The sequence below is a fragment of the Corynebacterium sp. NPDC104732 genome (assembly GCF_055583565.1).
The window spans coordinates 31,230-47,274 of record NZ_JBVJNS010000006.1; the positions used below are offsets into that span (position 1 = coordinate 31,230).

Consider the following 16,045-nt stretch of genomic DNA (forward strand, 5'->3'; position numbering starts at 1 on the left):
GCGGGACAATTACAAAAATGGAGAGCGAAGCTAGCCATGGTGTCTGAAATGCCAGACTTGAGGTTAGAGGAGAAGGTAGGCAATCGGAGTGGCAATAAGGAACGTCAGCGCCACCCGCTCGAACCAAATGACCACCATGTGCCACATCTTCACCGGAATCTGCGTCGCCAAGATGCATGGCACCAGCGCGGAGAAGAAGATGATGGCGCTCACTGCCACCACGCCAATGACGAAGCGGAGCACCAGAGACTCTTGATCGGACACCAGCGTGGCCGGAAGAAGCATTTCAGCAATACCTGTGGCCGCAGCCTTAGAAGCCAACATCGGCTCCGGAACCCGGGCAACCCACGCAAACGGGTAAAAAAGAAACCCAAGCCAATCGAAAACTGGGGTGAACTTAGCTAACAAAAGACCGCCCAGGCCAATCGACATGATGGACGGGGTAATCGCAGCCGCCATGTTGGTGCCATCAACAAAGTTTCGCCACGCTGCTTGCGGAAGCGGTGGCGCCTCATCCAACGTATTTTTCGCTTCGGACCAGGCCACCTTCATGCGATCCTTGCGCACAATCTCTTCTGGCTGAGCGGTCGCCCCCTCGTAGTAGTCGTTGGGGAGCAAGGATAGGGGAGGGATCCTGACTGAAATTGCGGTGACAATGAACGTGACAACAAGAGAGACCGCGAAGAACGGGCCCCAATAGGCCATCAAATCGAGAGTTTTGGCGACGATAACCATGAAAGCTGCCGAGACCGTCGAAAAGCCCGTGGCGATGATCGCTGCCTCCCGGGCAGTGTATTTGCCTTCGCGGTACACCCGATCAGTGATCAAAATGCCAAGCGAGTACGAGCCCACAAAGCTAGCAACCGCGTCAATCGCGGAACGTCCTGGGGTGCGCCAGATGGGGCGCATCACCGGCTGCATAAGGACCCCTACGAACTCCAGGAACCCGTAGCAAATAATCAACGCGAGGAACATCGATCCAATGGGAACAATGAGGCCAACCGGCGTGGCGATCTTCTCAAACAGAAACGGAACCAGGTCCTTCGCCGCCAGGGGACCGGACAAGAATCCGGACACATAGAGCCCGGCGACAATGACGCCGACAATGTTGGCGAAAGAGAAAACGCCGGTCAGGGCATCATTTTTCCAGCGGCCAGTGATGAACTGGCGCACTGTTCCGTACAACATAAATGCGAGGAGAATCCAAGGAACTACGGGGCCCGCCACATCGCGAAAAGCAGTGACAACATGATCCACGATGATGGTCGTGTTGCCTCGCCAAGAAAGCGGGAGGAAAAAGATGGCGATGCCAAGCGCAGAGTAGACGAAGAACGGCCACGTCGATCGATGATTCGTACGATCTTCGGATCGAAGAATGGCAGCTTCGAAAGCGGGGGCACCAGGATGGTGTTCTTGAACCTTGGGGTGATTTTTGTGTGCAGGCATGGGTCGTCACCTTCGGAAATAATCGTCGCTTCACAATGGGAAAAGACGCATTCAGTTACGGACAACTGCGCGACAGCCTGCGCATTGGTACGAATTCTAGGTGACACCCGGTGTATTTGTCGAGGCTGCGAGCGGGGGCGCCCACCGCAGCACATTAACAGTCTGCAATTACAGACTGCGTTTGCCGAAGACTGACTGCGAGATCAGGGTAGCTTTTGCGGCGACCTCCTCGGCCAGCTCTTCGTGGGCCAGCTCCCCGAATTTCCCCATACTAAAGGTCAATGCCAAAGCGGCCGCTGGCCTGCCCAAATGGTCCATGATGGGGGCTGCGACGGTTTGCTGGCCAGGGGAGACCTCGCCAATTTCCTCGGCCCAGCCACGCTCCCGGACTTGCTGAAACTCTTTTCGTAACGCTGCCCACTGCGACCCGCCCGCACCGGCAAGCGTTACCGTCGCTTTCAGATCCTGCTCCGGTAAATAAGCGAGCTGACATTTCCCGCTCGCGGTCATCAATGCAGGTAGATGCACCCCTTCAGCGGTGACGAGGCTTACCGCGCCCGGGGCGCGTTCTTCCAGGAGATAGTGGACTTGGGTCGTCGCTAAGCGAGAAATATGCGCGCTGCCACCCACCTTCGCCGCCAGCTGCTGCGCGTGCTTCGCCCCCACCCGCACGAGCGGCTGCTGCGTCACGTACGCCCTGGTCATCGCGTAGGCGGCGAGTCCTAGACCGTAGGTGCGTTGCTCTGGGATGTGCACCACAAACCCCGCTTCCTCCATCACATTCAGCAGGTGATACACCGTGGAACGGGGAAGACCAAGCTCAGTATGAATGCGAGACGCCGAAATTGGGGTATCGATGCTGGTCAGCAGCGTGAGGATCTTCAAGGTATTCGCAGCGGCCGGCACTTTCGAACTCACTCGGGCCTCCTTAGGGCTTGGTAGTGTGCTAGGCATGAGCAACCACATGGACGTTTGGACAGGCCGCATCGATGGCCCCGGCGCCGAACACGCGCGCTGGCATTCGACGATACAGCCTGCGACCGCCGACGCGACACCCGGCGTCGTTCTCCTTGGATTCGCCAGCGATGAAGGCGTCCGTCGCAACCAGGGGCGCGTCGGTGCAGCCACCGCCCCCGACATCATTCGCGGCGCACTCGGCAGCCTGGCAGTGCACCACAGCACGCCGCTTTACGACGCCGGAACCTGCACCCTCGACGCCCACGATTTAACCGGTGCTCATGACGAGCTCACCGGTACGGTAGGAAAACTAATCAGCGCAGGTCACACGGTGATTGTCCTCGGTGGTGGCCACGAAACTGCCTACGGCTCACACCGCGGGCTGCGGGACAATGTTTCCGGCAGCGTCGGGATCGTGAACCTGGACGCCCACTTTGACCTGCGTAGCGCGCCCGAACCGACCTCGGGCACTCCGTTTCGGCAGCTCGCCAATGAAACCGAGGACTTTCGCTACTCAGTATTCGGCATCTCCCGACCAAACAACACCCGCGCGCTGTTTACAGCGGCTGACGAACTACAGGTTCACTACACGCTCGACACCGAACTGGCAGCCACGAGCCCGGCGGAGTGCGCAGAGCTGGTCGCTCAAGCAGCTGAATCCGTTGACACCCTGCACCTTTCCATTGACCTTGATGTCCTACCAGCTTCAGTTGCGCCAGGAGTTTCTGCTCCTGCTGCCTACGGCGTCTCTTTTGACCGTATCCACGCGATGGCCGTCGCAGCGGCTCGCAGCGGGAAACTTCGCTTGGTGGATGTGGTGGAACTCAACCCCACATACGACATCGACGGCCGCACCGCCAAAGCAGCGGCACGGCTCATCGACGACATCGTGTCTGCGCTCGAGGTTTAAGGGAGGCGTGTGGCCATCTCGTCCAGCACTTCGAAGGTGATGTCTAGCCCCCGCTCTAGATCCTCTTTACTCGTCACCAGCGGCGGGGTGAGGTGGACGCGGTTGAAGTGCGTAAACGGCCACAATCCCTTTTCCTTGCAGGACGCTGCAAAATCAGCCATCGGCTGCGCCGCAGGGCCGGAGGCGTTAAACGGAACGAGTGGCACTTTCGTCTCCTTGGACGAAACCAACTCGATTGCCCAGAAGAACCCTAGGCCACGCACCTCGCCGACCAGCGGATTACGGGTCGCAAACTCCTCCAGTCGTGGCTTAATGATGGTATCGGACAAGTGCGTCACATGCTCCAAGGTGCCTTCCTCTTGGAACACCTTGAACGTTTCCACTCCGGGAGCGCAGGCGAGCGGATGTCCCGAGTAGGTGAGACCACCAGGGAAAACACGATCGGTGAACGTCTCGAAGATCGGGTTGCTGATCACCACGCCACCTAGTGGTACATACCCGCTGTTGACGCCCTTGGCAAAGGTAATGAGGTCCGGCACCACATCGAAGTGCTCAAACGCGAAGATCTTCCCGGTCCTGCCGAAACCAGCCATGACCTCATCAGCGATATACAGGATGCCGTATTCGTCGCACAGCTGACGCACCCCAGTCAGGAAACCCGGTGGGGGAACGAGGATCCCGTTAGTACCCACCACAGTTTCCAGAATGATCGCAGCAATCGTAATCGGGCCTTCTAACTCAATCGTGGCACGTAAATGAGCAAGCGCGCGCTGCGTCTCCTGCTCCGGTGACTCTGCGTAGAACGCCGAACGGTAGGGGTACGGGCCGATGAAATGAACGACCGAACTGCCACTCGGCTCGTTGGCCCACCGCCGCGGGTCGCCGGTCAGGCTGATCGCGGTGGACGTCGCACCGTGGTAGGAGCGGTAGGCAGAAAGCACTTTACGACGCCCCGTGTGCAACCTCGCCATACGCACCGCATTCTCGTTGGCGTCGGCGCCACCATTAGTGAAAAACACATGCTCAAACCCGTCGGGTGCCGCCTCACAAATGAGCCTCGCCAGTTCCGAACGGGTGTCATTAGCAAACGCAGGTGCTACCGTGGCTAACTGCTCAGCCTGGCGTTTGATCGATTCGATCAAACGCGGATGCTGATGGCCGAGATTCAAATTCACCAGCTGGGAAGAAAAATCCAAGTACTTTTTACCGGATGGATCCCAAAAATAGGCCCCGGAACCACCCGCGATAGGAAGCGGAGAGACATGTGCCTGTGCAGACCAGGAATGGAACACGTGCGCGCGGTCTGCTTGTACTGATTGTTCGAAAGTAGACATGGACAACTCCTAGTTCGTCGGGAAGCCGAGGCTGATTTGGGTTTCATTCGGATTCGGCCACTTCGTGGTGACAACCTTGCGACGGGTATAAAAATTGAAAGACTCCGGACCATACATGTGGGTATCGCCGAATAGTGAGTCTTTCCAGCCACCGAAGGAAAACGCACCGATCGGCACTGGGATAGGTACGTTCACACCGACCATCCCTACTTCAATTCGGAACTCAAACTCGCGTGCCGTCTGTCCATCACGGGTGAACACAGCGGTGCCGTTCGCGAACTGATTACTGTTGATCAGCTCCACGGCCTCGTCAAAAGAGTTCACCCGCACAACACTCAACACCGGGCCGAAGATTTCCTGCTGGTACACGGCCATCTCCGGTGAGACGGCGTCGATCAAGGTTGGACCAACAAAGAATCCTTGCTCAGGAAGATTTGCGTCCCTGCCATCGCACACGATGGTGGCACCATCATCGGCGGCGGACTGGATCAGGCCAGTAATACGGTCCTTCGCCTCTGCGGTAATCACAGGTCCCATATCGGAATCGCTGTTTGTGCCGGGACCGGTTGTGAGGGTTTTAATCCGGTTTGAAATCTTCTCAACCAACTCATCGGCAATGGTGCCCACCGCAACCACCACACTGATCGCCATGCAGCGCTCTCCAGCAGAACCGAAGCCTGCTGAAATCGCGCAGTCAGCAGCAGCCTCCAAATCCGCATCCGGCATGACCACCATATGGTTCTTGGCACCACCCAAAGCCTGAACCCGCTTCCCATTCAACGCCGCATTGGCATAAATCGACCGCGCCACCGGAGTAGACCCTACGAAAGAAATCGCCTTCACGCGACGATCCTCAATCAGCTGGTCCACCACCTCTTTGCCACCATGCACCACATTCAAGACTCCCGGCGGCAAACCAGCCTCATGGAACGCCTCTACCACCCAATTCGCGGCAAAAGGCGTGTGCTCACTCGGCTTCAAAATCACCGCATTACCAGCAGCGATAGCCGTAGTGATCATCCACAACGGCACCATCGCGGGGAAATTGAATGGCGTAACGCACGACACCACACCCACAGGCTGCTTAATCTGCTTCACGTCAATGCCCGTCGCAGCCTGCTCCAGGAATTCGCCCTTCATATGGCTGAGCAGCCCAGCACAGAACTCGACATTTTCCAGGCCACGAGTGATTTCACCCATGGCGTCGTCAAGCGTTTTGCCATGCTCGCGCGAGATCACTTTAGCCAGCTCGTCCGCCCTGCTGCGGATAATTTGGCGCAGATTGAACATGATCTCCGTGCGCTTAGCTAGGGGAGTCTGCCGCCACGACACGAATGCCTTCTCAGCAGCCGAAATAGCATCAGACACAGTCTGCTCATCCGCACGACACAGCACTCCGAATTCCTCGCCAGTCGCCGGATCAAGCACCGGAACCCGGGAACCCTGCGGCTCCACCGCAACACCAGACACAAGATTTGGAACCAACGAACTCATGACGCTCCTTTTGCAACAGACAACAAATAATTTCCTTAGATATTCACACCTCCGAAGCCTGCAAGCTATGGCAAAATGTCGCCTAAGTCACAGGGTGCTGGACATAATGTCCACCGCGAAACAGAAAGGCGGCCCCAATGCCAGAGCGCACTGCTAACCAGGACAAAACCCTTGGGCTCAGCATCGATTGGATCCTCAACCTCCCCATGTTGCAAGCCGCCAACGCCCGCTACATTGGCAGCCCGCAACACAGTGGTCGACACATCAAATGGGTACACATTGTCGAATCTCACCGCTCCGCACAACTACTCAGAGGCGAAGAACTCGTCCTCGCAACCGGAGTCGGCTGGGGCGACACGGAAGAATCGCTCAGCAACGTAGTCACCACAATTTGGGAAGCCGGCGCAACCTGCCTCCTCATTGAACTGGGCGGACACTGGAACGAGATTCCACCCATCATCCTCACAAAATGCATTGAACTTGGGCTGCCGCTGATTGCGACCTCGAATGAAATACACTTTGTAGAGCTCACCGAAGCAGTTCATAGCGAACTGCTGGAACGTGCAACGGAGAAATCCATACGGATGAACGAGATTTCTCGACGCTTCTCCGAACTGAACCAAGAAAAAGCGGACGTCAACGAACTCGTGCGTCAAGCTGCGGAATTCCTCAAATGTCCTGTGGTGTTGGAAGACCCGCTGCACCGGATCGTTACCTACAGTCTGGGGCTGGAATCAGGGACAATTCTGGAAGATTGGCAGAAATACGCGCGGGCAGCCGAACCTGGGAAACGGCGCCAAGTAGGCAACACCACATGGTTTCAGATAGCTGTCACCGCTGGAGGACTTCACTGGGGAACACTGCTATACCGAGGAAAAACTAAAAACCCAGCGACAGGTTGCTTTATCCTGAGACAAGCTGCTGCTGCTCTAGCCATAGAACGATCAAACGTGCAACGCGCTCAAACCTGGTCCGATGTCATTGAACGCAACGCTCTCAGGGGGTTGCTAACGCAGGACCCGGGAATTGTACGAGACCTGGAAAACCATGGTTTCCAAGCTGCGGATCGGAACTTTGTGGTGTGCAGACTATCGCTGACAGACGTAGCGGACCGAGTGCCTACGCACATCATTCGTGAGGAGCTTGCGAAAGTGTCGGTGCAGTGCATACCCATGATCGCCCGGATACCTGGCTTGCGAAACGAATGGATAATTGTTTTTGTATGCAGCGGTGAGCTCACCTCGGCCACTATCGCTGATAACGTAGTCGATCGCTTAAAACGACGTTCGCTCGTACACGGGAAAATGGTGCTTTCTCCACGGCTAGTGAAACTAGACGAACTAGCCAAATTGGTGAGAGTGTTCCGGGACTTCGAATCGCTGCGGAGTCAAAGCTGCGTGAAAACGCAGGCAGTGCCGAGGATCGAGATTAGCTACTGGAAAGACAACAAAATCAACGACTTTGTTGATTCGTTACGGTCCAATGTTGAGGTGCAGCGTTTTTGCCAGCAGCAACTCGGTGCCCTTATCGCCTTTGATAATGACAACGGAACTGACTACGTCGCCACACTCGCTGCGGTGTTGGCTGAACCCAATTCGCGGAAAAACGCAGCAGACAGGCTCCATATCTCTCGGTCTGCCTTGTATAACCGGATTGCTGTTATGGAGAAAAAGCTGGGGCTCAGACTCACTGATCCCGATGCGATTTTCGCATTGACGATTGCCACTCGCATCCTTGGGGTGTGATAACGAATGGACACATTGTCCAGTTCCTCCCGAAGCTATGGACAGTATGAGTTTGCTCTACAAAGTATCGCGGTGTTTTAGTTAACTAAATCACATAGTGATTCATAGGAGGATGAATGTTTGGTCTACCAGGTGAAACAGTGTTCTTTCTCGCTGCCATCCCAGCTGTCTGGTTGGTCTACACGCTCGGTTTTCTCTATGTGAGTAGGGATTGGGCGCAGGCCGATGAAGAGGTGCGGTCATGATCATCGCCATTGTGTTTTTGGTTGTGTATTTCATCGCGATGGCGCTGATCGGTGTATGGACGGTGAAGAAGTCGTCCGGAGGTACGGAAGAATATCTCCTGGGAGGACGCTCGCTGGGGCCGGCGGTGACTGCGTTACGTCTGCAGTCGTCCTCGATGTCCGGCTACATGTTCCTTGGCGCCGGTTCGCTCGGCCACACGCAGGGGTATTTCGGCATGTGGTACGCGCTCGGAGACCTCGGTGGCGGCATTTTAAATCTGTCGGTGTTGGGCCGTCGCATGCGCAAGCTGTCTCAGATCTTGGGGTCGGTGAGCTCCATTGAGTACCTGGAACACCGGTATGAATCGAAGTGGATCAGGCTGGTGGCTGCCCCGATTGCGTTGGGTGGACTGTTTCTTTACGTGATGTCGCAATTCATTGCTGGCGGATCTGGCCTTGCTTCGGTTACCGGCTTGGATTTTAAGTATGCGCTGGCCATCGCTATCGGCGTCATCGTGCTGTATACCTTTCTTGGTGGCTACCTGGCGGTGGCGTACACGGATTTTGTGCAAGCGATTGTGATGCTGGTGGGCATGGTGTGGATCCTCATCGCGACCCTGCAAGCAGTCGGTGGCCTTACTAAGGGTAATACTCAGGTCGGTGAGCATAACCAAAACCTGCTCACTATGTGGGGCTCTGAGCTGCAATACAAGGGGGAGTGGGGCCTGATCCTTGGTGCAGTGCTGGTTTTCTCCATTGGTTACCTCGGATGGCCACACGTAGTGGTATCCCACATGGCAATGAAAAAGCCATCTGTAGCACGTACCGCGGGTGTCTACTCGGTGCTGTTCAACATTGTGTTCATTCCTGCTCCATACATCATCGGCGTGATGTCCATCCTGCTGCTTCCGGGGTTGACGGACTCGGAGCAGGCAGTCTTTGAAGTAGCGAAGTTGGTGCTGCCGAACTTCGCGGTGGGCATCGTGATGGCGGCGGTGATGGCAGCGATTATGTCGACGGCGGATGCGCTGCTGCTTCAGGCGTCGACAATTGCAGCCCAAGACCTCTTCGGACGATTCATGATCAAGAACATGACCGAACGCCACATGGTGTGGATCTCGCGCGGGATGGTATTGCTCCTGGCTTTCGGTGGCTTCGTCCTCGCAATTTGGCAGCCACCGACGGTTCTTGGTCTGGCACTTTTCGCCACCACAATTCTGGGCAGTGCCTTCGTCCCGGCGTACGTTTGTGCTGTGTGGTGGAAGAAAGCCAACGCAGTCGGCGCACTGGCATCCATGATCGTCGGTTCGGTTGTTGCCGTGTGCTGGGATGTCTCCGGCATGGCTGACAAACTGTCAACCGATCCAATGGTGGCGGGTATTGTAGCTTCTACTCTGGCAATGGTCGTCGGTTCGCTGCTGACGCAACAGTCCCATCCCGTCAGCCCGCGTATCCTCAACGCGATCGACGAAACTGCCAGCCTTACCCCAGCCAAGTCGCGCAACGATGATCCACAGGCGACTCAGCTTGCCAGGGAATTTCCACATCTAAAGGGGGAGAAGCAGTGACCGTCACCATAACTCCCGTCGTCACTCTCCCCGAAGCTAAACAAGTATGGAACAACACGCAGGCCGATGAATACTGGCAGTTGGTCCACCATGAATACATCGGAATCATCTTTCGCGTGGTGAAAAAGCGCACCCTATTGCGTACCAGTGAAACCTGCGTGGGGCGGATCCAAGTACTGGTTGACCCCGTCACCTATCACGTAGTGACGTGCGATCAGTGGGATGAACGGGAAGCTACTCCTAACGTTGTAGCAGATGAACACATTGTCACCCGAGCGCGACAGATCGTTGCCCCGATCGTGATGCGAAAGCTCAAGCTTATGGCCAACTTTGGCCTGGAGGTAGATCACTATGAGCCCAGGGTGCTCAAACCGAACTGGCTTGTCACAAACCAGCGCTTTCAAGGACTAGTGGATGGGCTGACTGGCCAATTGGCAGTAAGAGAAACTGTTTGATGCGGGTATCTGGATAGCGATCAGGAGAGCGCGAGAAATCCCTACGCCTTTTGGTGATAAAAGCCCTGGTCGCGGGAGGTTAAAGGCGTAGGGATTGGTTTCGCGTTTCGAATCCCTATCAGGGGTTCACTGTTGAGGGGGCTACCAGTAACAATTGGCTCCAAAAATCCGTATCCCCGGGAAGCATAACCCGGGTCTCGGGAGGAATCTGAGCTGCACAAGTGCTATTTCAGTGTTTTTCTTCCGAAACCCGGGAAATGCTTCCCGGGTTTCTCAAAAGCAGCCAACCCCTAGCGTGTGGCCAGATCACCGCTAAAACGTGACCCGAAGATCAGGCCTGTCAGCCATCCGACGAGCAGGATCGCGCCACAAACAATCAGCAGTGGGGCACTGATGCTGTAGAGCATCGTTTGGTAGACGTCGGCAATGGCTACTTCGGTGTTTCGCCATAGGAACGCGAGGAATAGCAGGGCTGCCCCGATCACAGCGCCGAGGAGCCCAAGAGCACTTACCAACATGCCTTGGGCGCCGCAGTAGCGACGAAGCAGAGCGGGGGAACCGCCGAGGGATGCCATGATCTTTTGATCTTTGCGGGTTTCCATTCCCGTGAGCAGAACTAGCAGAAGGGTAACGATGAAGGTGAGCACGATCGCCAATCCCAGCGGGATGAGGAAGAAGCTGCCCAGGCCGTCGTCTCCTTCATTAGTGATCTGAAGGGTGTTGTTCCCGAAGTTGAGGCGGATTTGCTGGAAGATGTTGAGTGGTTTCCCTTCCGCGAAAAGGGAGCCGTTATAAGAGGCTTGGATTCCGATGTCGCGGGCCATATCTGGGGTGATGATGACCGATGGGGCTTCGGAGTCGAAGGGCAGCGAGATTGCTGGGAATTGGACGCTGTCCTGGTCTTTAGTGAGGGTGATTGTGCCGTCGGTAAGCAGGTTGTGGCTGCCTGCGATGGCGGTTCCGTTCTCTAGCGCCTGTCGGTATTCCGCGGCTTTTTCTGGGGGCACGGTTTCCGGGGCACGCAGCGCGAGGAAGTCGATGATGTTTGGGGTAGCGATAAAAACGCCACTGCCGTATTCGAAGGAGCTCGGGATGTACAGTGCCTCGGCCAGCGGGCTCATGTTGTAGGGGGTGACGCCGTCCTTGGCGGTTGCGTTGTAGTCCTCAGAACCGAACTGCTCGTACCGATCTACCCGTAGGGGCGCATGAATGACGTGTTGGGCGTTGTGCAGGGGCTCTTGGAACACTACTGGATCGCTGGCAGACACCATAGTTGGTTTCGCGATGACTACCGGGTGCTCTCCCGGGATGAGCGGCGTCGCAAAACCAGCGCTGAACAGACCGATGAGCAGGCAGCCGGCAATAGCGCCGATAGCTGGCATCGTGCGGCCATAGTTGCGCACGCCGTCACGGATGGCGAGCCGCGCCGGTAGAGAAACAAAACGAACGAGCCGCGATGCTCCCAACAACAGCAGTGGAGCGCTGAGCACCACCACCGTGATCAACCCTGCGATGTGGATCGGTAGCGCGTCGCCGTCGTCGAAAATGATGAGGAGGAAAAACAGCGCACCGAACGCGAGCGGGATAAGGTGCCAAGGGCGCAGCCGACGCATGCGTACCGACGCTCCTCCCGCCAACGCCTGTACCGGGTCCATTCGGGAGGCCCGAATCGCAGGGACGAGTGCGGCGACGAGACCCCACAGCATCGCGAGCACGATCAGTGCAACCCATAAGTCCAGATGGAATGCGAAGCCGATGTCGGTGCTGAACACCCGGATTCCAATCCCGGCGAGTGCGGTTAGTGCAGTGCCCACGATCGCCCCGGCAAGCCCGATGAAAATACCATGCCAGAGCATGATGCCCCGCAGATGAGCTGAGGTGGCGCCATTGGCGGCGAGTATGCCATTGATCCGCAGGTTCCGCCCCGCCGCGACGGCGAAAATTGGTCCCACGATGGAAGCAAGAAGAACTGCTATCAATACGGTGAGTGCGATGGTGCCTGCTAGGTCATCTGCGTTGAGGTTTTTCAAAAAGGACACCACGAGCAGGTCCTTTTTATCCGTATTAGCTGGCGGTGGAGTGGGAATCGAGGAATACACACTCACGCCCTGGTCGGTGTCGAAAACTTCGCGAGTGTTGTCGGAGTACCACTGCACATGCCAGTCTGCGGGGAGCTGTGCGGATACAGCCGTGGCCGGGTCGAAGAAAGACAGGTCAGCGATGTTCACACTGGACCGGCCACCGTAGAAGCCTCCCGTTTCTGGAGCTCCAACGACAAAGTCTTGGGTGCTATTTGTACCAGAGAAAGTGAGAGCTACCCGATCACCTTCCTGCACGCCTAGGAGCGCAGCCTCTCGTGGTGATAAGTAGATCTGGCCGGGCGGGGGAACGGCGATCGAACTAGTATCCACCTCGGAGGCTGTAACCGCCTGATAGAACTCTGCGTCACTGCCATGAATGGTTGCAGTGAGGTTCAGTTCGGGGACGAACTCCCCGGGAACGCTCGTGGCAATGCGCTGCAGGTCAGGGCGATTAAGCGCTTCGGGATCCTTGGTGCAGAAACCATCGTCTGAGGTGTTTTTGCATTGCCAGGTGGATACGGATGCGACGAACTCCTTTCCTTGGTAGGTGGGAGGTTGCCAAGGGCCTTCAACCAGGCCTAGGAAGGTACCGATGAGGAACACTGGGGCGGCGAAAAGCAGTACAGCCAGGATGGATCGTTTCCAGTTTTGACGCAGGTCGCGCCAGGCGAGGCGGGCTGTCACTTGGCACCTCCATGAATGTGGCCGTCGCGTAGGTAGATGGTGCGGTCGGCGTAGGCAGCGAGGCGTGGCTCGTGGGTGACCAAAAGACCTGCGGCGCCGGCGCGAACTCGGGAAACCAAGAGCTCGAGGACGTCGTCGGCGGTGGTGCTGTCGAGAGCGCCGGTCGGCTCGTCAGCCAGCAAAAGCTGCCGCTTGCCGACGACCGCCCGCGCAATCGCGATGCGCTGCCGCTGTCCACCGGACATTTCAGACGGGAAGCGGTCGCTTAATTCCGTGAGCCCCAGTTCTTCCAGCGTGTGCAGCGCTGCTGCACGAGCGTTTCGAGTGTTCATCCCATCTAACTCCAGGGGGAGCGCGATGTTTTCCGTCGCGGTAAGTGTGGGCAGGAGATTGAAGTCTTGGAAGACGAATCCGATGAATTGGCGTCGTAAAGCTGCGATCTTGTTAGGGCTCATCTCGCTGGTATCTGCACCGCCGAGCAGCACACGCCCGGAGGTGGGAGTGGTGAGAGTACCTGCGACGTTGAGCAGCGTGGACTTTCCGGAACCGGAGGCGCCCATGATGGCAACGAGCTCGCCAGGCATGACTTCCAAGGTGACGGAGTCCAGGGCGTGAATGCGGTTCGGGCCGTCTTGGTGGATCTTGGTGACGTTGTCGAGGAATAGGGTGGGGGCGGTCATGGTTCTAGGCGTCCTTGAGGGTGTCGATGCGGTCGAGCCAGCGGTTTTCAGCTTCGAGATTGAAAATGCGTCTTTCAAGCAGTAACCGGTCAGCGCTGCGGATCTTGGGCAGTTCGCGCAGCTGCATGGTTGTGGATCTCAATTCACTCATGACAGCCTCGCGTTGCCGCTGAATGAGGTCTGGAAGCTGCTGCGATTTGGTCGCGGCTGCGAGGGAAATTTTGATCACCAGTTCATCGCGTTGGTTTTCGGAGTGCACCACGGGGCTGCGCCACCAACGAAGCAACTCTTCGTTGCCAGTTTCTGTAATGGCAAAAAGCTCGGTGGCGTGGCCGCTAGGGCCGTACTCGGAACCCATGCTGCGAATGAGGCCATCTCGATTCAGACGGCCCAAGGTCTGAGAAACCTGCCCCTTGTTAAGAGGCCATTGTTGATGGGTGAGCTCCTGGAATCTTCGGCGAAGATCACTAGCAGAGGCTGGTCCATCCGTGAGGAGCTCCAGTAGGGAGTGGGGTATTGGCATGAGTCACCTTCCGAAAGGTTACCGGGTAACTGTTATGGCTGTAGGTTACCGGGTAACCCTTAAAGGGTAAGTTGTTTGTGACTGTAATCACAAGGTGTTATGGTGAAGTTACAGCCACACCTGGCTTTGCAAAGTTCACCGTGCTCCACCCCGCACGCACTGCACAGTATCCACCCTGTCCTCATGGAGCACTTCGCATGTCTCACAACTTTTCCGCAGCTGACCGTTCCGCAGCTATAGCTGTTACCGCTTTCCCAGCGTTCATCCTCGTGGGCACTGTGATCGCCTTCCTCTACCCTGCGCCGTTCTTGCCTGCAGCCGCGTTCATTACCCAGTTCCTCATGATCATCATGTTCGGAATGGGCCTCACTCTCACCATCCCAGACTTCCAAGAAATCGCGCGCCGACCACTGCCCATCCTGATCGGAGTGATCGCTCAGTTTGTGATTATGCCGCTCGCGGCCATTGTCGTCGCTAAGCTGCTGGGCCTAAATGCTGCACTTGCCGTGGGCCTGCTCATGCTCGGTTCCGTCCCAGGCGGCACTTCCTCCAACGTCATCACCTTCCTGGCCAAGGGGGACGTGGCGCTGTCCGTGGCCATGACTTCGGTCTCCACGCTGGTTTCGCCGATCGTGACGCCGATGCTGATGCTGGTGCTCGCAGGCGCGGAAACCGACGTTAATGCCCGGGCGATGGCGATCTCCCTGGTGCAGACGGTGCTGTTGCCGGTGATCGGTGGTCTGGTGCTGCGCTACCTGCTCGACCGGTGGATCGGGCTCATTTCCCCAGTGCTGCCATGGATTTCCATCCTGGGTATCGGCGGCGTGGTGTTCCCGACCGTGGCGAAGAACGGCGCCAACCTGGCCAAGGTGGGGCTGCTGGTGTTCCTGGCTGTTTTGCTGCACAATGCGCTCGGGTACCTGCTCGGATACCTGGCGGGTAAAGCGCTGCGGATGCCGGAATCCTACAATCGCACCATGGCTGTGGAAATCGGCACCCAATCCGCTGGCCTATCTTCTGGCATGGCAGCGAAATTCTTTAGTCCCGAAGCTGCACTGCCGGGCGCTGTCGCGGCGGTTCTGCACAACGTCACCGGCGCGATCTTCTCGGCAGTAGCCCGACGATTCCCTACCGAAAATGATCTGGCGCGCCAGCGCCAACGCAGCGAGCGCAAACTCAGCAACGAATTGATTGCTACTCCGGCAGGATCTGTCCACCATCCACCACAAGCCCGTGGCCATTAATAAAGCGGGCGGCATCGGAAGCTAAAAACGCCACCGCGTAGCCAATGTCCGACGGGCGGCCGAGCTCACCGCTCGGTACCGCCACGGACATGGCCTTTAGGTAATCCTCGGACAAGTCCTCAAGGCCGCCGGTCAAAATATTCCCAGGTAACACAGCATTGACCGTGATGCCGTGTGGCGCCAGCTCAACCGCCGCGGTGCGCACGTAGCCCATCTGGGCGGCCTTCGTGGCACCATAGTGTGCCCAGCCCGGGTAGCCAGTCATGTTTCCGGTAATGGAGCTGGTAGCAATGATGCGTCCTGCAGTGGACCTCTTCAGCTCAGGAAGCGCAGCCTTCACACAATTAGCCAGGCCACCGACGTTGATTCGGGTGATCTCCTCCAGGACGTCGGCATCAATAGTGGCGAGATCAGCTTGTGGGAAAACCCCAGCGTTAGCTGCCAGGATATCCAGCTGACCGAAGTGCTCTACAGTGGCGTTCACGGCGCTGGAACAGGATTCGACGTCAGTCACATCGCATGGGATAGCCAAGGCATCCGGGAGGTTCTCGGGCAGGGAATCGAGGTGGGCGTCGGGAAGCGCTGCGACGGCGACGCGGGCGCCAGACTCCGTAAGAGCGCGCGCGATCCCCAAACCAATGCCGGTAGAGCCACCCGTGACCAGTGCAACGCGAGACGATAGCTCAAAAGGATGGGACAT

13 protein-coding genes are annotated in these 16,045 nt (G+C 57.2%); 5 read left to right on the forward strand and 8 right to left on the reverse strand.

The features are described 5' to 3' along the window. Nucleotides 1-63: 63 nt before the first annotated feature. Together ACZ6ZO_RS05905 and ACZ6ZO_RS05910 are read right to left on the reverse strand one after the other, a co-directional pair. A complete protein-coding gene (locus ACZ6ZO_RS05905; protein ID WP_465291257.1) occupies nt 64-1,446 on the reverse strand; it encodes a YjiH family protein in 1,383 nt (460 codons plus the stop codon). A gap of 168 nt (nt 1,447-1,614) precedes the next feature. Next, entirely contained in the window at nt 1,615-2,364 is a 750-nt protein-coding gene (locus ACZ6ZO_RS05910) for an IclR family transcriptional regulator (protein WP_465291259.1), read from the reverse strand. A gap of 34 nt (nt 2,365-2,398) precedes the next feature. On the opposite strand from ACZ6ZO_RS05910, the gene hutG reads away from it, so the two are divergent. Continuing rightward, entirely contained in the window at nt 2,399-3,313 is a 915-nt protein-coding gene (gene hutG / locus ACZ6ZO_RS05915) for a formimidoylglutamase (RefSeq protein ID WP_465291261.1), read from the forward strand. On the opposite strand, the gene ACZ6ZO_RS05920 is transcribed toward hutG, so the two are convergent. Both ACZ6ZO_RS05920 and ACZ6ZO_RS05925 read right to left on the reverse strand, forming a co-directional pair. Further along, nucleotides 3,310-4,647, reverse strand: a complete 1,338-nt coding sequence (locus ACZ6ZO_RS05920) for an aminotransferase class III-fold pyridoxal phosphate-dependent enzyme (protein WP_465291263.1) — start codon at nt 4,645-4,647, stop codon at nt 3,310-3,312. The genes hutG and ACZ6ZO_RS05920 overlap by 4 nt on opposite strands. Before the next feature lie 9 nt (nt 4,648-4,656). Then, nucleotides 4,657-6,141 (reverse strand): CoA-acylating methylmalonate-semialdehyde dehydrogenase, encoded by a 1,485-nt coding sequence (locus ACZ6ZO_RS05925; RefSeq protein ID WP_465291265.1) that lies wholly within the window; start codon nt 6,139-6,141, stop codon nt 4,657-4,659. Nucleotides 6,142-6,278: 137 nt separating this feature from the next. Here ACZ6ZO_RS05925 and ACZ6ZO_RS05930 point away from each other — a divergent pair, with 137 nt between their 5' ends. From ACZ6ZO_RS05930 to ACZ6ZO_RS05940, 3 genes are all read left to right on the forward strand, one after another. After that, the gene (locus ACZ6ZO_RS05930; protein WP_465291267.1) at nt 6,279-7,886 is read left to right on the forward strand and encodes a PucR family transcriptional regulator; all 1,608 of its coding nucleotides are present in this window, start codon (nt 6,279-6,281) and stop codon (nt 7,884-7,886) included. Between the two features lie 241 nt (nt 7,887-8,127). Next, a complete protein-coding gene (locus ACZ6ZO_RS05935; RefSeq protein ID WP_465291269.1) occupies nt 8,128-9,678 on the forward strand; it encodes a sodium/proline symporter in 1,551 nt (516 codons plus the stop codon). Then, the gene (locus ACZ6ZO_RS05940; protein WP_465291271.1) at nt 9,675-10,133 is read left to right on the forward strand and encodes a hypothetical protein; all 459 of its coding nucleotides are present in this window, start codon (nt 9,675-9,677) and stop codon (nt 10,131-10,133) included. The genes ACZ6ZO_RS05935 and ACZ6ZO_RS05940 overlap by 4 nt, the downstream gene beginning before the upstream one ends. A 290-nt stretch (nt 10,134-10,423) precedes the next feature. On the opposite strand, the gene ACZ6ZO_RS05945 is transcribed toward ACZ6ZO_RS05940, so the two are convergent. The 3 genes from ACZ6ZO_RS05945 to ACZ6ZO_RS05955 are packed head-to-tail and all read right to left on the reverse strand — an operon-like array spanning nt 10,424 to nt 14,101. Further along, nucleotides 10,424-12,898: an ABC transporter permease gene (locus tag ACZ6ZO_RS05945; RefSeq protein ID WP_465291273.1), complete on the reverse strand. Its 2,475-nt coding sequence runs from the start codon at nt 12,896-12,898 to the stop codon at nt 10,424-10,426. Continuing rightward, nucleotides 12,895-13,578 (reverse strand): ABC transporter ATP-binding protein, encoded by a 684-nt coding sequence (locus ACZ6ZO_RS05950; protein WP_465291275.1) that lies wholly within the window; start codon nt 13,576-13,578, stop codon nt 12,895-12,897. Before ACZ6ZO_RS05950 ends, ACZ6ZO_RS05945 begins: the two co-directional genes overlap by 4 nt. A 4-nt stretch (nt 13,579-13,582) precedes the next feature. Further along, on the reverse strand, nt 13,583-14,101 hold the full coding sequence (locus tag ACZ6ZO_RS05955) for a PadR family transcriptional regulator (protein WP_182385690.1): 519 nt from the start codon (nt 14,099-14,101) through the stop codon (nt 13,583-13,585). Nucleotides 14,102-14,298: 197 nt separating this feature from the next. On the opposite strand from ACZ6ZO_RS05955, the gene ACZ6ZO_RS05960 reads away from it, so the two are divergent. Beyond that, nucleotides 14,299-15,345 (forward strand): bile acid:sodium symporter family protein, encoded by a 1,047-nt coding sequence (locus tag ACZ6ZO_RS05960; protein ID WP_465291277.1) that lies wholly within the window; start codon nt 14,299-14,301, stop codon nt 15,343-15,345. Here the strand turns inward: ACZ6ZO_RS05960 and ACZ6ZO_RS05965 are convergent. Next, a complete protein-coding gene (locus ACZ6ZO_RS05965; protein ID WP_465291279.1) occupies nt 15,296-16,045 on the reverse strand; it encodes an SDR family oxidoreductase in 750 nt (249 codons plus the stop codon). The two genes, ACZ6ZO_RS05960 and ACZ6ZO_RS05965, sit on opposite strands and share 50 nt — an antisense overlap.